The following is a 22,749-nucleotide window of genomic DNA, read 5'->3' on the forward strand; positions in this document are numbered from 1 at the left end:
TGCGGCCCCGATTTGACAGGCTATTCTGGCCGGGTGTTGTCACCCAGGTGGCCGGATGCCCGCCACGCCACCGGGAGGTGAGTGGCAGAACCCAATCAACATAACCCATTGATATAAGATAACATTTACAAGGCGCTTTCACCGCATTGTCATCTCTCTTCACTAAAAGTGTCATCTGCCCCCTCTAGGCTGCGCTCAGGTTTCACAAGGAGCGAACCCCAATGAGAAAGATGGCAGGACTTGCAGTGATGATAGGCGCCGCCCTGGCCGCCGGCTGCAACTCCAACAACGACAGCAACACCCCGGAACCCAGCGCCAAGAACGTGATCTTCTTCCTCGGCGACGGCATGGGTCTCAACACCCTCACCGCCTCCCGGATCTATGGCGTCGGCGAAGAGGGCAGCCTCACCATCGACACCCTGCCGGAAACGGCCTTCATCAAGACCTTCTCCCACGATGCTCAGGTGACCGACTCGGCCCCCTCCATGGCGGCCTACATGACCGGGGTCAAGAGCAACAACGGCGTCATCAGCATGGACAGCGACGCCACCCAGGAGAGCGATTGCAGCCAGAGCGGCGGCAAAGCGGTGACCACCCTGCTGGAGCTGGCCAAGGCCGATGGTCGTGGCACCGGCGTGGTCACCACCACCCGGGTCACCCACGCCACCCCGGCCGCCACCTATGCCCATATCTGCAACCGGGACCTGGAGGCTGATATCGCCGTCCAGATGGTGCCGGGGGGCAGCGGTTACAACAGCGCCCTGAAGGAGGGGCTGGACGTGGTGCTCGGGGGCGGCAGCAGCTTCTTCCTGCCCAGCGCCGACAAGGGCAAGCGGACCGATGGTCGCAACCTCATCGACGAGATGAAGGCGAAGGGCTATCAGTTTGCCGCCACCCTGGACGAGCTGAACCAGGCCGATGCGAGCAAGCCGCTGCTGGGCCTGTTTGGCTCAAGCCACATGAAATATGACCTGGACCGGCCCGCCAGCGAGCCGTCACTGGCCCAGATGACCCTGGCTGCCATCAAGCAGCTCAAGGGCAAAGAGAAGGGCTACTTCCTGATGGTGGAAGGGGGGCGCATCGACCACGCCCTGCACGACACCAACGCCAAGCGCGCCCTGCAGGATACCCTCGCCTTCGACAACGCCATCCAGGCCGCCATCAATGAAGTGAAGAAAACCGATCCCGAGCTGAAAAACACCCTGATCGTGGTCACCGCCGACCATGACCACACGCTTGTGCTCAACGGGTACGCCAAGCGCACCGGCAAGACCACGGCAGGCAATGCGGGCGTGCTCGGGCTGGTGAAGAACTACGAGACCGGCGAGCCGAGCAAGGATAGCGATGGCATGCCCTACACCATCATCGGCTTTGGCAACGGCTACAACCGGGTGGACGGCCCGCGCAGCAGCGTGGCGGCCCTCGACGACGCCACCGCCTCCGCCGACGACTATCACCAGGAGGTGGTGGTCAAGGTGGGCGAGATAGGCAACGAGACCCACGGCGGTACCGATGTCTTCCTCGGCGCCATCGGCCAGGGAGCGGAGCGCTTCCACGGCTCTCTCGACAACACCGCCGTGTTCGGCAAGATCAAGGCTGCGGCCAAGCTGTAAGGGATTATCAGGATGAACATCACCATGAAAAAGACGCTGGTCTGCACCGCCCTGCTCGGCATGCTTGGCGGCCTCTCCCAGGCGCACGCCGCCGATGCCAAGAACGTCATCCTCTTTATCGGTGACGGCATGGGCCCCACCTTGCTCACCGCCACCCGCCTGTTCAAGGTGGGGGAAGAGGGGGATCTCGAGATGATGAAACTGCCCCAGAGCGCGCGCATCAAGACCTTCTCCCACGATGCCCAGACCACGGACTCCGCCCCCTCCATGGCGGCCTACACCACCGGCGTCAAGATGAACAACGAGGTGATCGCCATGAGCAGCGACACCAGGGCCGTGGCACCGTCCAAGGATGCCAACGGCAACAAGGGCATCAACAACTGCACCAGCGACAACGGGAGCCCGGTGCCCACCATTCTCGAGCTGGCCAAGGCGGCGGGCAAGTCGGTGGGGGCCGTCACGACCACTGAGCTCACCCATGCCACCCCGGCGGCGACCTATTCCCATATCTGCCACCGGGATGCGGCCTACGCCATCGCCGAGCAGGCGGTACCAGGCGGAGCCGGCTTCAATCAGGCACTGGGGGATGGGGTCGATGTGCTGATGGGGGGCGGCGCCAACCACTGGACGCCCTACAGCGCCAGCAACAAGGGCGGCCGGGCCGACGGCCGGGATCTCACCGCCGAGCTGACCGCCCGGGGCTACCGCTATGTCACCACCAAGGATGAGCTCTCTGCCGTCAACTCGGGCAAGGTGCTGGGGCTGTTCAGCACCAAGTCCCACCTCGACTACGAACTGGACCGCGTCGCCAAGGGGGCGGCCAGTACCCAGCCGTCCCTCTCCGAGATGACCGCCAAGGCGATCGATCTGCTCAGCCAGAACAGCCAGGGCTACTTCCTGATGGTGGAGGGGGGGCGTATCGACCACGCCCTGCATGCCACCAACGCCAAGCGATCCCTGACCGATGCGGTGGCGCTGGACGAGGCGGTCAAGACGGCCCTCGGCAAAGTGGATTTGAGCGATACCCTGATCGTGGTTACCGCCGACCACGACCACACCATGACCATCAACGGCTATTCCGCCAAGGGCAACAAAGTGCTGGATCTGGTCAAGAACGCCGATGGCTCGACCCAGAACGACGCGGATGGCAAACCGTTCACTACTCTGGTGTTCGGCAACGGCCCCAACCGCCAGGACCAGCGCCCCACCCTTACCAGCGATGAGGTGATGGCGGATGACTACCTGCAGGAAACCGGCGTCAAGCTCGGCTCCGAGACTCACGGCGGCGGCGATGTGATGCTGTTCGCGGGCGGCGCCGGCAGCAGCCAGTTCAAGGGCACCCTCGACAACACCCGGGTGTTCGGCAAGCTCAGGGAGGCCCTCGGCCTGTGATAAAGGGGCCCGGCACCGCGCCGGGCCCGTTTTCCGTCGAGCGAGAGACGATGATGAAATATCTGCTTTCTTTATGGCTGCTGGGCAGCGCCCTCTCCTTCCCCCTCCTGGCCGACGAGGTGCCCGATCTGGCCGCCCGCATCCGCTACGTGGACAGGGCTACCGGCAGCGACGGCATCACCCGGGAGAGCCAGTGGCAGGAGAAGTGGCTGCGGGTCGGTGACCAGGTGTGGAGCCAGCGGCTCATTCCCGTTCCCCTGGCCCGTGCCTATCACGCCACCCACGATGCCCGCCCCGGCCACAAGCACTTCACCCACCAGATGGCGGCGCGCTGGGTCACCCGCAGCGAGGGAGACACACTCCAGTTGCGCTACGCCGATGCCTGGCACAACCAGCTGGTGGAGGTGCCGCTGGAGGAGTACGGCCAGGTGGCCTTCAAGCCGGAGTGGGCGCGGATCCGCCACCTCATCAACCCTGCCCTGTTAGAGGGAATGACACCGCTGGATGAGGCCGCCCCCGACCAGGCGAACTGGTATGAGACCCGCGAAGGTCGCCAGCGTACCCGCATCCTCTGGTCGAGCCGCTGGCAGTTGCCCCTGGTGGTGGAGTCGGCAAGCCTCGACGGTTATCGCAGCTACCGGATGGAGGTGACGCTCAAGCCGCTGCCAAAGACCCTCCCCTGGCAGCAACTGGCACGGTACCAGACCTTGGATCTGCGGGATTTCTTCGACTGATCCCCCCAGGCGGCAATCGCCTGGCTGACATGGCGTAACGGGATGTTACACTCTCTGTACTCATCCCGGATCCGAACATCCATGCGCCTTGTTACTCTGCTTCTGCTGCTCTCCCCTCTGATCGTCTGCGCCTTTTCGGCCCGTGCCGTGGTCGTCGTGGCCGCGGACATTCCCCCCTATGTGATCCGCGCCCAGCAGGGTGCGCCGAGCGGCATGGCCATCGAGGTGCTGGAGGAGGCTGCCCGCCGCCTCGGGGAACCGCTCGAGATCGAGTTGATGCCGCTGGCTCGCGCCCTCAGCCAGGCCAGCCACCGCCCGGATGTCCTGTTGTTGCCCCCGGCCCGAAATCCCCAGCGCGAACCACTGTTTCTCTGGATTGCCCCCCTGCTGGAGGAGGCCTTCGTGCTGGTCAGCCATCGCCGTCACCATCCAGCGCCGCTCTCCATGAAGACACTGCCAGGCCTCACCGTTGGCGTGATGCGTGGCTCCCATAGCCAGAGCCTGATCCAGCCGCTGACAGGGGTTACCCGGGAGCTGGTCACCGAGGAGGTCAGCAACGCCAGCAAGCTGGCGCGCGGCCGCATCCAGGCCTGGGCGGTGGCCTGGAACACCGCCCGTTACAACCAGCAGCGGGCGGGTCTGCCGCTCCCGGATCTGGTGCGGGGCGAGACCTTGCAGCAGAGCACCCTCTACCTGGCCGCCAGTCCCCGCTTCTCCCGTAGCGAGGCGCTGCGCTGGCGCCGGGTCATTCAGGAAATGAGGGAGGATGGCAGTCTCGCGCGCATCCTGCACCAGTACGATTACCAGGCTCCCTGATGAGACAGTCAGTCCAATTGCCAAACCACCCCAGAATGGTTATGGTATCTCCATGAAAGCAATCATGATTTTTTCCAGTACGCTCACACCCCGCTGAGCCCCCGCCCTCGCCCCGCTGCGCGAGTCGCTCGGGGGCATCGCTTTTGCTGTCTGCTTTTTACCCTTGCACCGTTTTTTGTCGACCAGTCTGCCCGTCATCCTGGTCCCTTCAGTCATTGATAAGGAAATACCCTATGAAACAGCCTCATCTCGTCATCTCCAGCCTGGATCTGGATCGCATCGAACAGCTGCTTGGCAACCACCCCCAGCACCTTGCCCTGCAAGAGGAGCTGGATCGCGCCGAGATCCGCGAACCCGCCGACATGCCGCCGGACGTGGTGACCATGAACAGCACGGTGCGCTTCAAGATGCAAAACAGCGGCAACGACTTCTGCCTGACGCTGGTCTATCCGAAGGATGTGCAGGGGGACGAATCGAAGATCTCCGTGCTGGCGCCAGTGGGCAGCGCCCTGCTGGGGCTCAAGGTGGGTGACAGCATCGCCTGGCCGGGGCCGGCCGGTCGCACCATCCAGGTGGAGATCCTGGAAGTGGTCTATCAGCCGGAACGCGCGGGGGAGCTGCACCGCTGACAAGCTGACAGGCTGCCATTCTGGTCTGATGCGACCAGGTGGCTGACTCGGTATGCCGTTGTCCGGTCGGAGCCGACGGCCACCGGCCGGGCATGACCTGACGGGGGATCAGGCCCCCTGACAGATCCGGTTCTTGCCCTCCCGCTTGGCCTGATAGAGAGCGCGATCTGCCTGGCTGAACAGGGTGTCAAAGTGCCATTCGCGGGCGCTGGGCGCCCACCCCAGGCTGGCCGTCACCCGGACCCCCTTCAGCCCCAGCGTTTCTATCCCCTGGCGGATCTGCTCGCAGCGCGCCTGCTGGGCCAGGGGGTCCCGCTCGGGCAACAGCAGCACAAACTCTTCCCCGCCGAAGCGGCTGGCCACCAGATCCCGCTGGCCGGCAAGATAGCGACCCACCGCCTCCAGCACCCTGTCCCCGGTCTCGTGACCGTGGCGATCGTTGATCTGCTTGAAGTCGTCGAGATCCAGCACCACCAGCGCCCCCTGCCTTGCCATCGTCACGCAGTGATCCATGAAGCCGCGCCGGTTCAGGAGGCCGGTCAGGGGATCCTGGCTGGCCTGTCGACGCAGGGCCAGGGCCCGGTACTGGGTACAGAGCAGCAGCACCCCGAAGGTCGACAGATAGTTGCCCATCAGCATGGAGAGGAAGGGGAGCACATTGACCGCATGCTGATCCATCAGGACCCGCACCTCGCCGCCGAGCAGGGCCCCCATGCGCACCAGATTGAAACCGTAGAGCAGGATGTTGACCACGGTGAACACCAGCACCGCAGGCAGATAGTCAGGGTAGCCATGGCGCCAGATGAGCCAGACAATCACCGCCCCCACCATCATGTAGCTCAGGCAGGCCAGCAGCACCCGGGGGGCCATCTTGTCGTTGAAGATGACGCTCCAGCAGAGGATAAGTAGGTAGACCAGCATGAAGAGGGTGAATGCCCGCCAGTTTGGCGGCTCCCCGAAGAAGCGCTGGATGGCGAGTGGCATCAGGGCGAGGCAGAAGGTGATGAGCAGGTTGGCCAGCCAGATCCCCGCGATATGGGGGGAAAATGCCTGCATGAAGAAGAGCGATTGCGCCGCCAGGGCACAGAGGCTGGACCACCACCAGAGCCCGAGACCGGGTATTTCCCTATGGGTCGACCAGATGATGGAGAGGGTGATGAATCCCAGGCTGTAGCCCCCGAGGGCCATCAACATCAGGGTAAATACGTCCAGATTGAGCAGAATTGAGGCGTCCATTCCCGAACCTTCCAATGGGGATGGCTGAGTATATGGGAAGCCCATGACAAGACACAGAGGGAGCCTATGGGCCGGGCAAAAATATTTGCCCGACTCGCACGCCCCATTCCCCGTGAAGCGTGCCGGACAACGCCCTGTCTGTGCCCGGATTTTCCACCGAGACAGCCGCCGGATATTTTGCACTTGAACCGGCGCCATTAGATAGATATGTTGTTTTCATGTGGTTTTATGAGTCACCACGAGGGATAAAAGTCTCCATAACTTATTGAGTCTTCTGGCACAAACAGGTTTTGGTACATTTTTCATCCAACGAACCATTCATAGAATCTCATATGGGGCTTTTGCCCCGACCAAGACAATAATCCTGTCTTGCCTGCTGCCGGATGCAGCAGTCTCTTGTGCCATGGAGTCGCACGGGAGCAGGTTCAAGGCCGACCACATTTACGACAGAGACGTCATTTATGATCAAAAAACTCATTCTCTCTACCCTGCTGCTGTGCGGGCTGGCCAACGCCGCGCCCACTTCCACCCTGGATGCCGTGCTGGAGCGCGGTGTGCTGCGGGTCGGCTTCGATGCCGGCTATCAACCCTTCGAGATGACCAACAAGCAGGGCCAGTACATTGGCTTTGACGTGGATCTCGCCAAGATGGTCGCCAAGGAGATGGGCGTGAAGGTGGAGTTCGTCAACACCGCCTGGGACGGCATCATCCCCGCGCTCTTGACCGACAAGTTCGACGTCATCATGGGCGGCATGACCGTCACTCCCCAGCGCAACCTGCGCGTGAACTTTGCCGATCCCTACATCGTCGTCGGCCAGACCATCGTGCTTCGCAAGGACAAGGCGGGCGAAATCAAATCCTTCCAGGACCTCAACGATCCCAAATACAAGATCGCGGTCAAACTCGGCACCACGGGTGAGCAAGCGGTCAAGCGCATGATCCCCAAAGCCACCCTGCTGCAGTTTGAAACCCAGGATGACGCCAAGCTGGAAGTGATCAACGGCAAGGTGGATGCCTTCGTCTACGACCTGCCCTACAACGCCATCTTCGCGTCCCAGAACCAGGGCGCCGTGGTGCACCTCGACAAGCCGTTCACCTTCGAGCCGCTGGCCTGGGCCATCCGCAAGGGGGATCAGGACACCCTCAACTGGTTCAACAACTACCTGCGCCAGATCAAGGGTGACGGCAGCTACGACCGTCTCTACAAGAAGTGGTTTGAATCCACCGCCTGGCTGAACCAGCTCAAATAACCTCTCAAAGGGGCGGCATGCCGCCCCTTCACGCAGACTCCCCACACGATAACGACAAAAGAGGTTGTGACAGTGATCAACCCCAAACTCACAAGACAGATGGAAAAACAGCCCAATCAGCTGCTCTGGCACGGGATCTTCCTGCTGCTGGTGCTGGCCGCCATTTTCGGCATCTACAAGGCCGTGCAGGCAGTGGATTACACCTGGCGCTGGGAACGCATTCCCCAGTACATCGCCTATCAGGCAGAACAGAAACACTATGCCGAGTTTGACGGCACCGTGGTGGCGGACAAGGGACAGCTCTTCCTGCAAGACGATCTCGACCCCAGCCGCCGTCAGGCCATCGCTCCCAAGGGCTCCCAGCTGGCTGAAGGGGATACCGTCTTCCTCGGCGATACCCTGGATGTGCAACTGAGCTGGACCGCCGGCCCCATTGCCTGGGGCGTCTGGGTCACGGTCAAGCTCTCCCTGGTGGCGGGCATCTTCGCCATCCTGCTTGGCACCCTGGCCGGGCTCGCCCGCCTCTCCCCCAATCCGGCCCTGCGCAACCTGGCCGTGACCTATGTGGAGCTCATCCGTGGCACCCCGTTGCTGGTGCAGATCTTCATCGTCTATTTCTTTATCGGCACCGTGCTGAACCTCGACCGATTCACCGCTGGTGTGGCGGCGCTCGCGGTCTTCACCGGCGCCTACGTGGCGGAAATCGTGCGCGCCGGCATCAGCTCCATTCACAAGGGGCAGATGGAAGCGGGCAGAAGCCTTGGCATGACCTCGGCCCAGACCATGCGCTACGTCATCCTGCCCCAGGCCTTCAAACGGGTGCTGCCACCGCTCGCGGGCCAGTTCATCAACCTCATCAAGGACTCCTCTCTGGTCTCCGTCATCTCCATCACGGATCTCACCAAGGCAGGGCGCGAAGTGGTCAGCTCCACCTTCAGCCCGTTCGAGGTGTGGTTCACCGTGGCCCTGCTCTATCTGGTGCTGACCGGCACTCTCTCCTTCCTGGTGCGTCGTCTGGAGGTGAAATATGCGCGCAGCAACTGATCCCGTTATCAAGGCGCCATCGGTGTCGAAATGTTCTGCCATCACCGGCACTCCCTGCCCCTTCCCGGTGCGTCGTCTGGAGGTGAACTATGCGCGCTGCAACTGATCCCATCATCAAGGCGACCGGTGTAGAGAAGTTCTACGGCACTGAGGTGCACGCCCTGAAAAACGTCAGCACCCAGGTGGCCGAAGGGGAAGTGGTGGTGATCGTGGGGCCGAGCGGCTCGGGCAAGTCCACCTTCCTGCGCACCCTCAACCAGCTGGAGACCATCAACGATGGCAATATCGTGGTCGACGGCATCAGCCTCACCGAACCCGGGGATGTCAACAAACTGCGGGAAGAGGTGGGCATGGTGTTCCAGTCCTTCAACCTCTTCCCTCACCTGACGGTGCTGGACAACATCACCCTGGCCCCCCAGAAGGTGAGAGGGCTCTCTCGCCAGGAGGCAGAGGAGCGGGCCAAGGCCCTGCTGCTCAAGGTCGGTCTCTCCAACAAGGCCCAGAGCTACCCCTCCCAGCTCTCCGGCGGCCAGCAGCAGCGGGTGGCCATCGCCCGGGCGCTCGCCATGCAGCCGCGCATCATGCTGTTTGACGAGCCCACCAGCGCCCTCGACCCCGAAATGGTGGGAGAGGTGCTGGACGTCATGAAGGGGTTGGCCCGTGAAGGGATGACCATGGTGGTGGTGACCCACGAGATGGGCTTTGCCCGGGAAGTGGCGGACAGGGTGCTCTTCATGGAGAGCGGCGAGTTGCTGGTGGACGAGAAACCCGCCGACTTCTTCGACAATCCACCCTCCCCGCGCCTGCGCCAGTTCCTGAGCCAGGTACTCTGACGAGCGCACCGATATTGGCAATCCGGTAAAGGGGCAAACCCGGGCTCGATCAACCGCGCAGCGGTGTCATGCAAATCAAGAAGAGGGAGCCCAGGCTCCCTTTTTTGTTCCAGGTGGCTCGCCCCTAGAATCGATACATGCCCGTCAGTCCGGCGAAGTGCTGCTCGGGCAGCACCACGGGTGCCAGCAGCCAGCGATCCGTCCCGTAGGCACCGGCGGCGGCCCCCAGCGCATTGGCCCCCGCATCCAGGGCGGAGAAGGGCCCCTGACCACTGGCCCGCTCGATCAGCTCTGCGGCGATGCCGATGCCGGTCGAGATGCCAAAACCAATCCAGCCCCTGTGCTCCCGATAGCCATAGTGATCCGCGATGGCCGTAAAGCCCGCCCCCATGGCTGCACCACCGACAACATGGCTCAACTCGCTGTTGAAACTGTCATTGGCCATCGCACTCGCACTGAGCAGGCCGAGCATGAGAAAAACAGGCGTCCCGTTCATTTTCTCTCCCTCCCAAGGTACTGCCGCTTGCGGTAGATGCCGCGCGCGCTCCTTCTTCAGTGTAAACAGGGAGGGCAAGGCCGGGCCGCGTCAGACAGGAGGATCACCATCAAATGTTAATGAGTTTTTAACATCATCCGGTATGCTGACATCCAACTGGTCCAACCGGATGGCTCACATGGATGTGCAACTGCTCCTGCTCTACCTCTCGCCCCTCTTTCTGGTTTTCATCGGCTGGGAGATGCTCTACCTGCGAAAACACGGCGCCGCCTATCCCACGGCGGGCTACCAGTGGAAGGATCTCTTCGCCAATGCCACCCTGGCACTGATGCATCAGGGGGGCGATGCCCTGGCCGCCATTGCCATCGCCTATCTCTATGACACCCTCTGGGGTTGGCGACTATTCGATATCGAGCTGAACCTCTGGAGCCTCTTGCTGCTCTTTCTGTTGCAGGATCTCTGCTACTGGCTGTTCCACTTCGCGAGCCACCATGTGCGCTGGCTGTGGGCCTCCCACGTGGTGCACCACAGCTCGGAGCGGCTCAACCTCTCCACCGCCTTTCGCCAGAGCCTGATGTATCCGGTCTCCGGCATGTGGCTGTTCTGGATCCCCATGATCCTCATCGGCTTCCCCCCCGAGGCGGTGGTGGCCACCGTGCTCTTGAGCCTGGGTTTTCAGTTCTTCGTCCACACCCAGGTGGTGGGCAAGCTGGGCAAACTTGAATGGATCTTCAACACCCCCTCCCACCACAGGGTGCACCACGCCAGCAATGCCAGATACATCGATCGCAACTTCGCCGGCGTGCTCATCATCTGGGACCGGCTGTTTGGCACCTTCGTGGAAGAAGACTTGGGCGAGCCGTGCCGTTTCGGCATCACCAAGCCAATCCACAGCTTCAACCCCCTCACCCTCACCTTCCACGAGTGGCGCGACATGCTGCAAGAGGCCCGGGGCCTCCCCTGGCGGCAAAAGCTCGCCGTGCTGTTTGGCAAGCCAGCGGGCCCCACCAGCGGTTGACCCACCGACCAGGATAAATAGAGCGCCCAGGGGCGCTCTTTTTCATGACAGGGACAACCCCAGGTCAGACGTGAACGAAGGACCAGACGGCGGGGATCAGGCTCAGCAGCGTCACCCCGGCCAGCAGCCGTTCGCGACCGCTGAGCCGCTGTTCGGCGCCGAGCTGGCGACGGCTGTAGAGAAACAGCAGCAGACCCGGCCCGTAGAGCAGAAGCGACAGCAGCAGGTACTCCACCCCGGCGGCGTAGAGCAGCCAGAAACCATAACCGCTCGACACCAGCGCCACCACCTGCATCAGGCCGCGGCCCTGCCCCCCCTTGCCACTGAAGACCAGCTTGAGCAGGAAGAGGCCGATGAGCAGGTAGGGCACCAGGATCATGGAGGTGGAGATGAGCAGCAGGTTGGTGTACCCCTTGCCAAGCAGCCACACCAGCAGCAAGCAGCCCTGCACGGTCAGGCTGGTGAGCCAGAGCGAGGCGATGGGGGTGCAGTTGCGGTTCTCGCGCCGGAAGATGGCCGGGAAGGCCCCGTGACGCGCCGCGCTGAACGGCACCTCGGCCGAGAAGAGGGTCCAGCTCACGTAGGAGGCGAGCACCGACACGATGAGGCCGGCGCTGATGAGCAGCTTGCCCCAGGAACCGGTCATCTGGGCCATCAGTCCCGCCATGGAGGGGTTGGGCAGGGCCGCAAGCTCCGGGCGGCTCAATATTCCGAGCGCCAGCACCGAGATGAGCACATAGAGCAGCAGCGCCAGCACCACACCGAGCACGGTGGCGGTGCCCACATCCCGCTTGTTTCTCGCCCGGGCCGAGAGCACCGCTGCCCCTTCGATGCCGGTGAAGACCCAGAGGGTGATGAGCATGGTGTTACGCACCTGCTCGGAGACCGGTACCGCCAGGGTGCTGCCCTCCTGATCCGCCGCAAAGGTGACCGGATCGAACCAGTAGCAGGCGAACAGGATGAACAGCAGCAGCGGCAGGCTCTTGGCCAGGGTCGCCACCAGATTGAACAGGGCCGCCTGCTGTACGCCTCGGGCCACCAGCAGGTGCACCGCCCAGAGGATGCAGGACTCGCCGATGAAGGCCGCCAGGGTGTTGCCCTCGCCAAACCAGACCCGCTCCGGCGTATCGACGAAGCTGCCCAGCGCCGCGAAGGCGATCACCAGATAACCCACCACGCCGATGGTGGCACAGAGCCAGTATCCCCAGGCGGAGAAGAACCCCACCAGCTCGCCAAAGCCGGCCCGGGCATAGCTGTAGATGCCGCCGTCGAGCTCGGGTTTGAGCCGCGACAGGTAGAGGAAGCTCATGGCCAGCGCCAGTATGCCGACCCCGGTGACGGCCCAGCCGATCAGCACGGCGCGAGCGCCCGCCACATCGGCCATGTTCTGGGGCAGGCTGAAGATGCCGGCCCCCACCATGGAGCTGAACACTAGCGCAGTGAGGGACCAGAGCCCGATCTTGCTCTCTTTCATGGGCGCTCCTTAACGCAGCCGGCTGGCCAGCGCCTCGATGTGTTCCGGGCCGATGCCGCAGCAGCCGCCGATGAGGTTTGCCCCGGCTCTGCGCCAGCGCTCGGCCCAGCCGAGGTAATCCAGCGGCCCCAGATCGCCACGGATCTCGTCCAGACCGTCATTGGCAGTCGCCTCCTTGGGCTGGGGCGGGAAGGCGTTGGCATAGGCGCCGAGGCGAACGTCGGTGCGCCCCTGAACCTGCAACGCGGCGACGGCCACCTTGAGCGCCCCTTCAATCACCTCGGGCTGGCAGCAGTTGAACAGGATGGCATCCACCCCGGCCGACGCCAACGCGGTCACGGCATCCGCCACCCGCTCGCCGGAGCGCAGGGTGGGCTCACTGCCCGGCGCCTCGTCTTCCAGAGTAAAGGAGACCCAGAACGGCTTGCCGTCCTCGGGCAGCAGGGCCTTGAGGGCCAGGGGCTCGGCGATGAGGCTCATGGTCTCCGCCAACCAAAGATCCACATGGGGTGACAGGGCACGGATAAGCGGTGTCGCCAGCTCGCTCACCCGTTCGGCCTGATAGAGGTCCGCACGATAGGAGCCAAAGAGCGGCGGCAAGGAACCGGCCACCTTGACGGATCCTCCCTGTTCGTCGGCCACGTCTCGAGCCAGTTGCCCGGCCAGGGCTGCAAGTGCCTCCCCTTGGGCGGCAAAGCGCGCCTCGCCGATATGGAAGGGCACCAGGGCATAGCTGTTGGTGGTGATCACCCGGGCACCGCTCGTCGCATAAGCCTGGTGTACCTCGCGCACCGTCTCGGGCGCTTCCATCAACGCCAGCGCCGACCACTCCGGTTGACGGAACGGCGCACCACGCCGCGCCAGTTCACGACCCATACCACCATCGAGTACCCACAAATCCTGCTTGTCCATCTCTGTCTCTCTGCGTCTCCCCGCCATGACGGGTGTTTATTGTGTGAAACCACATTAAGCCATCAAAACATCTAGACGGCTAGAAATCCCAAATATCATGACCCAAAGTAGAACAAGAGGCAATCGGGGGCTACGAACAAATCCGGGCAAGCTCAGGATGATGGCGGCAAAGGGAGGTCTCCCCGGCACAGGCATCACCTGGCCAGGCACTGAAACGACAAGAGGCCACCCCGGGGGGTGGCCTCTTGTGAAACAGGGGATCAAGGCGGGCACAGCCGCCGATAACCAGGGGCTCAGCGCCCGGCCAGCACCCGCTTGGTCTGCTTGACCCAGTCGGAGACCCGGCCCTGCTGGGGATAGCCCTGCCAGATCTGCTCCCACTGGGCGGGGCTGAGGGGGCGGCCCAGCCGACGCTGCACCCCGGCATAGAGGTAGTCGTGGGCCGTGGTGCGTGCCTGGGCCGAGGTGAGGAACTTGACAACAGGGTCCGTGAGACGCACGTCCCGCATGCCGAGCAGCGGATAGTCGCTGTGCACCGCCGCCAGCATGGTCTCGCGCATAGCCGATTCGATGTAACCCCGGGCAAACAGGGCGGTGACCGATTCAAGCGACCCTTGATCCGGGCCGTGATACTCCTCGTCGAACACCGGGCTGGGCTCTGCCACGGCGCTTTGCACCACCGCATCGGGATCCTGCTGCGGGACCACCACGGCAGGCTCGGGGGTAACGGGTTTGGCAGGCGTCACCGGCTTGCGCGGTGCGCTCTGGCTGCAGGCACCCAGTGCCAGGGCGAGCGCCACACAGGCCAGCGCACGGGAATGAGTCTTCATCTTCATGATTGCTAACGAACTCCTTTAGGATTCCTGAGCGGGCTTCTCATTGCTCGCAGGTTCTACCCGGGTGACCAGCAACTGGTCAATCTTGTAACTGTCGATGTCCACCACTTCGAACTTGTAACCGGCATATTTGACCGAGTCGGTGCGCTTGGGGATCTTGCGCAGCATGTACATGATGAAACCGGCGATGGTCTCGTAGTTCTGGTTTTCCGGGAACTCCTCGATGTCGAAGGCGCGCATCACGTCGGAGATGGGGGTCACCCCGTCCACCAGCCAGGAGTTCTCGTCCCGCTGGACGATCTGCTCTTCCACCACGTGGGTGGCCCACTCCCCCATGACGGTACTCATCAGGTCGTTCATGGTGACGATGCCCACCACCAGGGCGTATTCGTTCATCACCACCGCAAAGTCCCCGCGATGGTTCTTGAAGTACTCCATTGCCTCGTAGAGGTTGAGGGTGTCGGGAATGATGATGACGTTCTGCACCAGGGAGCCGCTGTTGAGATCGATGCTCTGGCCGCTGATGACGCGGATCAGCAGCTCCTTGGCATCCACGAACCCCTTGATGCTGTCGAGGTTGTGGTCGCACACCAGGAACTTGTTGTGGGGGTGCTCGGCGATCTTCGCCTTGATGCTCTCCTCCCCCTCTTGCAGGGTGAAGTAGATGAGGCTCTCCCGCGCCGTCATGGCGGAAGTGACACCCAGAGACTGGAGCTCGAACACGTTCTCGATGAGCTGGTGCTCCTCGCGCTGGATGACACCGGCTTCGGCACCTGCATCCATCACCGCATAAATATCGTCGGAGGTGATCTCGTCGTTGCGCACCATGGAGATGCGCATCAGCCGGAACAGGCCGTTGGCCATGCCGTTGAACAGCCACACCAGCGGCATCAGCAAGGTGACGCACAGCATCATGGGACGCACCACCACCACGGCGATCCGCTCGGGCATGGTCATGGCAAGGCGCTTGGGCATCAGGTCCGCTATCAGGATGAACATGCCGGTGACGAAGACGAACGAGGCCGCGGAGCTAATCTGGCCGAGCCAGGGCCCCTGGTAAAAGCCGGCTATCAGCTCCCTGATGGCGGGATTGAGGGCTGACTCCCCCAGGATACCGCCGAGGATGGCGACGGTATTGAGGCCTATCTGCACCACGGTAAAGAAGTTGCCCGGCTGGGCCTGCAATGCCAGCACCTTCTCGGCGTGGCGGTTGCCCTCGTCGGCCATCACCTGCAACTTGATCTTGCGGGAGGCGGCAAGGGAGATCTCGGAGAGTGAGAAGAACACGCTGCCGGCGACCAGCAGCATCAGAAAGAACAAACTATCGGCAAAACTCATGATTAACCTATTGCGACAGCCGCCTTAGCACAAGACGGCAAACTGGGCCCGGGAAACCGGACCGTGACTCCATCCGGGACTCACACAGGGGCCATATTCTAGCAGAAAAGCGCCCGCTGGGTGGCGTTATCTTGAACTGCCGTGCCATGCAATGAAAAAGGCGCTCAAAGCGCCTTTTTATTCAATCAGGGCTGGATTCCCGTCGTGCAGCCGCGACGGGAGCTCCACCCAAAGCGCCCTATCAGCCCTTGCCCAGCAGATCGCTCAGGTCATCGGCCTTGGTGTGACGCACATCCTTGCCCTTGACGTAGTAGACGATGTACTCGCAGATGTGCTGGCAGCGATCACCGACCCGCTCGATGGCCCGTGCCGCCCACAAGACGTTCAGCACCTGCGGTATAGTGCGCGGATCTTCCATCATGTAGGTCATCAGCTCGCGGATGATGGACTCGTACTCCCGATCCACCTTGTCATCTTCCTTGTAGACCGCCAGGGCGGCATCCAGATCCATGCGGGCGAAGGCGTCCAGCACGTCGTGGAGCATCTTGATGGTGCGACGCCCCATGTTCTCCAGCGACACCAGCGGTGGCTGGGGCTTGTTGGCGTTGTCGGTCAGCATGCGGGCAATCTTGTCCGCCACGTCGCCAATCCGCTCCAGATCCGTGATGGTCTTGATGATGGCCATCACCAGCCGCAGGTCGGACGCGGTGGGCTGACGCTTGGCGATGATGCGGGTGCACTCCTCGTCGATCGCCACTTCCATGGCGTTGACCTTGTGGTCGTTGGCCACGATCTTGCGCGCCGCATCCAGATCCTGGCCATGGATGGCGGCGATGGCGTCGGTGAGTTGCTTCTCCACCAGCCCCCCCATCACTAGTACCTGGTTGCGCACGCTCTCAAGCTCGGCATTGAACTGACCGGAGATGTGTTTGTTGAGGTTCATATTGTCCATACCAGTAATCCTTGTTGCTCCGATTATGCCTTAGCCGTTGAACTGACTGCCAATCTGTTTGTTGATGCCCATCTTGTTCATCTCAATCACCCTTGTTGCACCAACATGCCTTAGCCGTTGAACTGACTGCCAATCTGCTTGTTGATGCTCAACTTGCTCATCTCAATCACCGGCATCCCTTAGCCGTAACGACCGGTAATGTAGTCTTCGGTCTTCTTCTTGGCCGGGGTGGTGAAGATGGTGTTGGTATTCGAGTACTCGATGAGTTCCCCCATGTACATGAACGCGGTCTGATCCGAGACCCGCGCCGCCTGCTGCATGTTGTGGGTTACGATCACCACGGTGAACTGGCTCTTGAGCTCGTTGATGAGCTCCTCGATGGTGAGGGTGGAGATGGGGTCCAGCGCCGAGGTCGGTTCATCGAGCAACAGCACTTCCGGCTCGATGGCGATGGCACGGGCAATCACCAGACGCTGCTGCTGACCGCCGGAGAGACCAAAGGCGTTGTCGTGCAGACGATCCTTCACCTCCTCCCACAGGGCAGCACCGCGCAGGGAACGCTCGGCGGCCTCGTCCAGGGTACGGCGGTCATTGATGCCCTGCAGGCGCAGGCCGTAGACCACGTTCTCGTAGATGGACTTGGGGAAGGGGTTGGGGCGCTGGAACACCATGCCCACCTGACGGCGCAGGGCGGAGACATCCACGCTCTTGTCGTAGATGTTGTGGCCGTGCAGCTGGATCTCCCCCTCGATGCGGCAGATCTCCACCAGATCGTTCATCCGGTTGATGCAGCGCAGCAAAGTGGACTTGCCGCAACCGGACGGGCCGATGAAGGCGGTGACCTGACCCTTGGGGATCTTCATGTTGACGTTGAACAGCGCCTGCTTGTTGCCGTAGTACAGGTTGAGATCCTTCACCTCCAGCGCAGTCTGCTCCGGGGTCAGGTTGAGCAGGTCGGTGGCGGTGTGCGGGGCCGAACTCGGTGTTACGTTGATCATCTGTTTACCTCAAATTCTCTTGGTGGCAGCGGGCAAACGTCTTGCCCGCTGCCGGAATATCTGGTTGGCAGGGAAGACCCCTGCCCGTCTCTGTAATGGCTGGATTAATGTTCCAGCGACCGGAATTTCTCGCGCAGGTGGTTACGAATACCGATCGCCGTCAGGTTGAGGCCGACGATCACCGTCACCAGCAGGAAGGAGGTGGCGTAGACCAGAGGACGCGCCGCCTCGACGTTCGGGCTCTGGAAGCCCACGTCATAGATGTGGAAGCCCAGGTGCATGAACTTGCGCTCCACGTGCAGGTACGGGAAGTTGCCATCCATCGGCAACGTGGGAGCAAGCTTCACCACCCCCACCAGCATCAGCGGCGCCACCTCGCCCGCCGCACGGGCGATGGCCAGGATAAGGCCGGTCATGATGGCCGGGCTTGCCATGGGCAGCACGATGCGCCACAGGGTCTCGGCCTGGGTGGCACCCAGCGCCAGCGAACCCTGGCGAATGGTGCTCGGGATCCGGGCCAGCCCCTCTTCGGTGGAGACGATCACCACCGGCAGGGTCAGGATGGCCAGGGTCAGGGCTGACCAGATGACACCAGGGGAGCCGAAGGTCGGGCTCGGCAGCGCTTCCGGGTAGAAGAGGCGGTCGATGCTGCCCCCCAGGGTGTAGACGAAGAAACCCAGGCCAAACACGCCGTAGACGATGGAGGGCACCCCCGCCAGGTTGATCACCGCGATGCGGATGATCTTGGTCAGGCTGTTCTTGCCTGCGTACTCGTGCAGGTAGACCGCCGCCACCACCCCGAGCGGGGTCACGATGATGGCCATCAGGATCACCATGAAGACGGTGCCGAAGATGGCCGGGAAGACGCCGCCCTCGGTGTTCGCCTCCCGGGGGTCATCGGAGACGAACTTGCCAATCTGGTGGAACCAGTGACCCACCTTGGCCATCAGGCTCATGTCGTTGGGCCAGACCACATCCAGCACCCGGGACATGGGCATGGTCACCAGCTCGCCGCGCATGTCCTTGACGGTGATGCTGTCTCTGTCCGCCTGGGTACGCAGGGAGAAGAGCTCTTTCTCCAGCACCTGGTAACGGTCGTTGAGCGCCTGACGCTCGCTCGCCAGCTCGGCTTTAAGCTGATCGGTCAGCTTGTCATCCAGCTCGGCCTTGCGCTCTTTCAGGCGCAGGCGCTCCAGCTGATAGTTGATGCTGCCGATGGCCCCTTTTTGCAGGTCGTTGGCTTGGCTTGAGAGGCCGTTGGCACGGGCCAACACCCGCTGCAAGGCGGGATGCAGATCCGTGGTCAGCTCCTGGCCATCTTCCTTCACCGAGGTGATGTAACCATAGAAGTTGCCGTTGGTGGCGCGTTCCACCATGGCGAGCTCCGCCGGCTGGGTGCGCGATTTGATATCGGTCTCCAGCACCCAGCGAAAATCGAGGTCCACGAACTCCCGGTTGCCGGTCTTGACCAGATAACGGGTAATCTCTTCGCGATCCTCCCCTTCCAGCGCCTGGCCTGCGGCGCGCAGGCGCTCCACCGGCACCAGCTCCCGGTCGTTGATCTCGCCAATCAGGACGCTCTTGTTGCCGCTTGCATCTTCAAGTTGCCACTCATAGATGGGATGGGGCCAGAAATAGACCAGACCACGCCAGCCAATCAGCAACAACAGACCCAGTACGGCCACCAGACTCAGGCTGACGGCGCCCCCCGTCATCCAGATCCAGGGGGCCCCCGATTTAAACCACTTACCCATTGTCGATTCCTTAGTCCTTACAGAGAGCTGTACTTTTCACGCAACCGCTGGCGGACGAATTCAGCCAGGGTATTGAACAAGAAGGTGAACACAAACAGCACGAAGGCGGCGAGGAAGAGCACCCGGTAGTGGGAGCTGCCCACTTCCGATTCCGGCATCTCCACCGCGATGTTCGCCGCCAGGGTCCGCAGCCCCTGGAACATGGAAAAGTCCATGATGGGGGTGTTGCCGGTGGCCATCAGCACGATCATGGTCTCGCCCACGGCGCGGCCAAGGCCCATCATCACCGCCGAGAAGATGCCTGGGCTCGCGGTGAGGATCACCACCCGGCTCAGGGTCTGCCACGGGGTCGCCCCCAGCGCAAGCGAGCCCTGGGTCAGGTGCTTGGGCACCGAGAAGACCGCGTCTTCGGCGATGGAGAAGATGGTGGGGATGACCGCAAAGCCCATGGCGATACCGACCACCAGTGAGTTGCGCTGGTCAAACTTGATGCCCATGTCGTGGGTCAGCCAGATGCGCGAATCACCGTGCATGAAGGCGTTCTCGATGATGGGACTCAAGGCGAAGGCGCCCCAACCGATGAACAGCAGCACAGGGATGAGCAGGATGGCGTGCCAGCCTTCCGGCAGCCAGGTGCGGCCGCGCTCCGGCAGATAGTTCCACACCAGGGCGGTGAGCAGCATGCCCATGGGCAGCAGGATCAGCAGCAGGATCACCCCGGGCAGGGCCCCTTCGATGATGGGCGCGAGCCACAGACCCGCCAGGAAGCCGAGGATGACGGTCGGCAGCGCCGCCATGATCTCCACCGTCGGCTTGACGTATTTGCGCAGCCCCGCCGACATGAAGTAGGCGGTATAGATGGCACCGGCAACACCCAAGGGCACCGCGAACACCATGGCATAGAAGGAGGCTTTCAAGGTACCGAACACCAGGGGCACCAGGCTCAGCTTGGCTTCGAAGTCGTTGCTGGCGGAGGTGGACTGCCACACGTACTGGGGCTCGGGATAGCCTTCATACCACACCTGTTGCCAGAGGGCAGACCAGGTTACCTCGGGGTGATCGTTCTCGACGTCAAAGACCTTGAAGTCATCCCCCTGTTGGGTCAACAGCAGGTTGTGGCGAGGAGAGATGGCAACGGCAGCCAGGTTGCCCCCGTCAATCTTCTCGCCAAGCAGCTTGGCTTCGCCGGTGGCATGGAAGAAGTTGATGGTGCCGTCGCTGCCTGCGCTGATGAAGCCCTTGCGAAAGTGCTCGGGGGTCAGCAGCGCGACCGGCGCGTCACCCTTGAAGTCACGGATCTGGGTGAACTGGCGCTTGCCATCCTTTGCCACCTCGAACCACTGGGAGATGACGCCGTTGTCGTTGCCCACCAGCAGGGAGGACGCACCGGAGAGCAGGGCCACCTGGGTCACGCTGGCATTGGGGGCGTTGATCTCCATGACATTGCGCAGGGAAATGTCGCTCAGGTTGTGGATGTCATAGACCGACAGGCGGTTGCCCTCGCGCACGAACAACAGGCGCAGGTTCGGGGTCAGCAGCATCTGGTCAACATGGCGTGGCAGGGACGGAATGGTGTAGGTCTGGTTGCTCCACTCGATTTCGCCGGAGAGGAAATTCTCCTCGCCGCTCATCACCATCAGCACACCACGACCATCTTCGGTCACGGCCGCGGTCGCCATCTTGTCCTTGGTCGCCTCGAAGACCATGCGCGTCAGCGCCTTGCCCTGGGGATCGATCACCACGGGGGTCTCGCCGAAGGGATATTGCAGGCTGGGCTCGATGACGCGCACGTCATTGGGATAGGAGATCTTGAAATAGGGTTGCACCACCTGAGCCTTGCCGTCGGCAAACCCATAGGCGATGAGTTTCTGGCCCGGCGCAGGCGGCGCGACCGCCGTGATCTCGCCGTTCACCTGCGCCTCGCCAATCACCTGTCCGGTCTTGATCTTGCCATCCGGTTGCACGGCAAAGAATTTGACCTTCCCCTGGTCGCTGAAGCGGTAACCTATCTCGTTTTGCTCCTCGACCCCGAGCCAGGCGGTCTTGCCCTTGATGGGCAGGGTGAAGGAAGCGGTGCTCTCCATGCTGGCGCCATTGAAGATGGGCTTCACCACATAAAGCAGGTAGAAGAAGATAAGCAACAGCGCCACCAGCACCAGGGCTCCCCCTGTGGTGACGCCATATTTGGCCAATTTATCCTTGATCCGGCGTTTTCGACTGCCCGCCATGACCAGATTTAACGATTCCGATGACATGCAAGACCTCAATGTGAGCTAGGCTTGGCGGCATTATATGGCGGATGCATGACAGTTTTGTTACATCAACAGCGGCAAAGAGCGCGGGCTTCATCGCAGGGGTGGCAGTTGATATTCGGTGGGAAGCAGGCCGCCGGTCTGGCAGTGAAAAAAAGCAAACGGGGCCATCAGGCCCCGCTGTCATCTTGAGGAAGCGCCTCTTTCGCGGCGAGTCTGGCCGCCTTCTTCTCGGCGCGGCGCCGTTTGAAGAAATCCGACAGCTGGGCCGAGCAGGCGTCGGCGAGCACCTCCCCCGTCAGTGCCACCTGGTGGTTGTGGCGAGGATCCAGCAGGATGTCGAACACAGACCCTGCCGCCCCCGTCTTCAAATCCCGGGCACCATAGACCACCCGCTTGACCCGGCTGTGGATGAGGGCGCCGGCACACATGCAGCAGGGCTCCAGCGTCACATAGAGGGTGGTGTCGAGCAGGCGATAGTTTTCAAGCTGCTTGCCCGCTTCCCGAAGCGCCATCACCTCGGCATGGGCGCAGGCGTCGTGCTCGCTGATGGAACGATTCCACCCCTCTGCCACTATCTTGTCCCCCAGCACCAGCACGGCGCCCACAGGGATCTCGCCTATCCCCTTCGCCCTGGCGGCCAGGGCCATGGCATGGCGCATCCAGCGTTCGTCCTGCTCGCGCTGGCTGATCTGTGCTGCAACTTCAGATGGTTTCACGCCCTGATCCTCTCGTCGATATGATGTCGGCTTGCCTGGCCCCTGCACGGCATCGGCCGCGCACTCCCGGATTGCTGCGTCCCGGCCCTGGGCACACCGGGCCCCTTCCCCCTCGCGCTGACCGGTAGCCGGTAGCCCACGGCAGAAGATGCTGTCAATGAAAGAGAGGCCAAAGGCCCCGGCGACATCGGAGCGCCCCGAGTTGGGTGTTCGCCACCCTGTGCCCGCCTAAGGGGGCAGCGATTATGCCAAAACTCCGGCCGGGGCCCAAGTTGCATCTTGGCTGAACAATAAAGAAGCAGTCGGCATCTCCCTGATAAAAAAGGAGTTGCGCCCGCCAAATCATCCGATTAGACTTCCTCCCCGTCAGCCGAGCTGACTCCGTCGGTGTGTAGCGCAGCCAGGTAGCGCATCTGCATGGGGTGTAGAGGGTCGGAGGTTCGAATCCTCTCA

21 protein-coding genes are annotated in these 22,749 nt (G+C 62.3%); 10 read left to right on the plus strand and 11 right to left on the minus strand.

Annotated features, from left to right (window positions below):
- Positions 1-221 precede the first annotated feature (221 nt).
- The 5 genes from AB5Y93_RS14925 to rnk all read left to right on the plus strand — a co-directional run bounded on the left by AB5Y93_RS14925 (position 222) and on the right by rnk (position 5,184).
- On the plus strand, positions 222-1,613 hold the full coding sequence (locus AB5Y93_RS14925) for an alkaline phosphatase (RefSeq protein ID WP_368229725.1): 1,392 nt from the start codon (positions 222-224) through the stop codon (positions 1,611-1,613).
- A gap of 24 nt (positions 1,614-1,637) precedes the next feature.
- Entirely contained in the window at positions 1,638-3,005 is a 1,368-nt protein-coding gene (locus AB5Y93_RS14930) for an alkaline phosphatase (protein WP_368229726.1), read from the plus strand.
- A gap of 50 nt (positions 3,006-3,055) precedes the next feature.
- Entirely contained in the window at positions 3,056-3,739 is a 684-nt protein-coding gene (locus AB5Y93_RS14935; RefSeq protein ID WP_368229727.1) for a hypothetical protein, read from the plus strand.
- A gap of 81 nt (positions 3,740-3,820) precedes the next feature.
- Positions 3,821-4,555 carry an ABC transporter substrate-binding protein gene (locus tag AB5Y93_RS14940; RefSeq protein WP_010675251.1) on the plus strand — a complete coding sequence of 245 codons (735 nt, stop codon included), beginning with the start codon at positions 3,821-3,823 and terminating at the stop codon, positions 4,553-4,555.
- 233 nt (positions 4,556-4,788) lie between these two features.
- Positions 4,789-5,184 carry a nucleoside diphosphate kinase regulator gene (gene rnk, locus AB5Y93_RS14945; protein ID WP_010675253.1) on the plus strand — a complete coding sequence of 132 codons (396 nt, stop codon included), beginning with the start codon at positions 4,789-4,791 and terminating at the stop codon, positions 5,182-5,184.
- A gap of 108 nt (positions 5,185-5,292) precedes the next feature.
- Here rnk and AB5Y93_RS14950 read toward each other — a convergent pair whose 3' ends face one another.
- On the minus strand, positions 5,293-6,420 hold the full coding sequence (locus AB5Y93_RS14950; protein WP_069652540.1) for a GGDEF domain-containing protein: 1,128 nt from the start codon (positions 6,418-6,420) through the stop codon (positions 5,293-5,295).
- Positions 6,421-6,881: 461 nt separating this feature from the next.
- Between AB5Y93_RS14950 and AB5Y93_RS14955 the strand changes: the two genes are divergently transcribed.
- The 4 genes from AB5Y93_RS14955 to AB5Y93_RS14970 all read left to right on the plus strand — a co-directional run bounded on the left by AB5Y93_RS14955 (position 6,882) and on the right by AB5Y93_RS14970 (position 9,547).
- Positions 6,882-7,670, plus strand: coding sequence for a transporter substrate-binding domain-containing protein (locus tag AB5Y93_RS14955; RefSeq protein ID WP_010675255.1), 789 nt, complete (start codon positions 6,882-6,884; stop codon positions 7,668-7,670).
- Positions 7,671-7,769: 99 nt separating this feature from the next.
- Positions 7,770-8,714, plus strand: coding sequence for an amino acid ABC transporter permease (locus tag AB5Y93_RS14960; RefSeq protein WP_041201654.1), 945 nt, complete (start codon positions 7,770-7,772; stop codon positions 8,712-8,714).
- Positions 8,698-8,820, plus strand: coding sequence for a hypothetical protein (locus AB5Y93_RS14965; RefSeq protein WP_258555843.1), 123 nt, complete (start codon positions 8,698-8,700; stop codon positions 8,818-8,820). The genes AB5Y93_RS14960 and AB5Y93_RS14965 overlap by 17 nt, the downstream gene beginning before the upstream one ends.
- On the plus strand, positions 8,804-9,547 hold the full coding sequence (locus AB5Y93_RS14970; RefSeq protein ID WP_010675257.1) for an amino acid ABC transporter ATP-binding protein: 744 nt from the start codon (positions 8,804-8,806) through the stop codon (positions 9,545-9,547). The genes AB5Y93_RS14965 and AB5Y93_RS14970 overlap by 17 nt, the downstream gene beginning before the upstream one ends.
- A 124-nt stretch (positions 9,548-9,671) precedes the next feature.
- Here AB5Y93_RS14970 and AB5Y93_RS14975 read toward each other — a convergent pair whose 3' ends face one another.
- On the minus strand, positions 9,672-10,043 hold the full coding sequence (locus AB5Y93_RS14975; protein WP_039040259.1) for a hypothetical protein: 372 nt from the start codon (positions 10,041-10,043) through the stop codon (positions 9,672-9,674).
- A 178-nt stretch (positions 10,044-10,221) separates the two neighbouring features.
- Here AB5Y93_RS14975 and AB5Y93_RS14980 point away from each other — a divergent pair, with 178 nt between their 5' ends.
- Positions 10,222-11,061 (plus strand): sterol desaturase family protein, encoded by an 840-nt coding sequence (locus AB5Y93_RS14980; protein WP_039040283.1) that lies wholly within the window; start codon positions 10,222-10,224, stop codon positions 11,059-11,061.
- A gap of 64 nt (positions 11,062-11,125) precedes the next feature.
- On the opposite strand, the gene AB5Y93_RS14985 is transcribed toward AB5Y93_RS14980, so the two are convergent.
- From AB5Y93_RS14985 to tadA, 9 genes are all read right to left on the minus strand, one after another.
- Positions 11,126-12,535, minus strand: a complete 1,410-nt coding sequence (locus AB5Y93_RS14985) for a basic amino acid/polyamine antiporter (protein ID WP_368229728.1) — start codon at positions 12,533-12,535, stop codon at positions 11,126-11,128.
- 9 nt (positions 12,536-12,544) lie between these two features.
- Positions 12,545-13,447: a homocysteine S-methyltransferase family protein gene (locus tag AB5Y93_RS14990; protein ID WP_128318264.1), complete on the minus strand. Its 903-nt coding sequence runs from the start codon at positions 13,445-13,447 to the stop codon at positions 12,545-12,547.
- A 293-nt stretch (positions 13,448-13,740) separates the two neighbouring features.
- Positions 13,741-14,283, minus strand: a complete 543-nt coding sequence (locus tag AB5Y93_RS14995; RefSeq protein WP_368229729.1) for a hypothetical protein — start codon at positions 14,281-14,283, stop codon at positions 13,741-13,743.
- 18 nt (positions 14,284-14,301) lie between these two features.
- Positions 14,302-15,621, minus strand: coding sequence for a hemolysin family protein (locus tag AB5Y93_RS15000; protein WP_041213150.1), 1,320 nt, complete (start codon positions 15,619-15,621; stop codon positions 14,302-14,304).
- Between the two features lie 241 nt (positions 15,622-15,862).
- On the minus strand, positions 15,863-16,573 hold the full coding sequence (phoU, locus tag AB5Y93_RS15005) for a phosphate signaling complex protein PhoU (protein ID WP_029314752.1): 711 nt from the start codon (positions 16,571-16,573) through the stop codon (positions 15,863-15,865).
- A 179-nt stretch (positions 16,574-16,752) separates the two neighbouring features.
- Positions 16,753-17,571, minus strand: coding sequence for a phosphate ABC transporter ATP-binding protein PstB (pstB, locus tag AB5Y93_RS15010; protein WP_010675264.1), 819 nt, complete (start codon positions 17,569-17,571; stop codon positions 16,753-16,755).
- Between the two features lie 104 nt (positions 17,572-17,675).
- Positions 17,676-19,325 (minus strand): phosphate ABC transporter permease PstA, encoded by a 1,650-nt coding sequence (gene pstA, locus AB5Y93_RS15015; RefSeq protein ID WP_042017560.1) that lies wholly within the window; start codon positions 19,323-19,325, stop codon positions 17,676-17,678.
- Positions 19,326-19,342: 17 nt separating this feature from the next.
- Positions 19,343-21,580, minus strand: a complete 2,238-nt coding sequence (locus tag AB5Y93_RS15020) for an ABC transporter permease subunit (RefSeq protein WP_124244576.1) — start codon at positions 21,578-21,580, stop codon at positions 19,343-19,345.
- Between the two features lie 167 nt (positions 21,581-21,747).
- On the minus strand, positions 21,748-22,296 hold the full coding sequence (gene tadA, locus AB5Y93_RS15025; protein WP_368229730.1) for a tRNA adenosine(34) deaminase TadA: 549 nt from the start codon (positions 22,294-22,296) through the stop codon (positions 21,748-21,750).
- Between the last annotated feature and the right edge of the window lie 453 nt (positions 22,297-22,749).

Source organism: Aeromonas sp. R10-1, assembly GCF_040908465.1.
Classification (GTDB): domain Bacteria; phylum Pseudomonadota; class Gammaproteobacteria; order Enterobacterales; family Aeromonadaceae; genus Aeromonas; species Aeromonas caviae.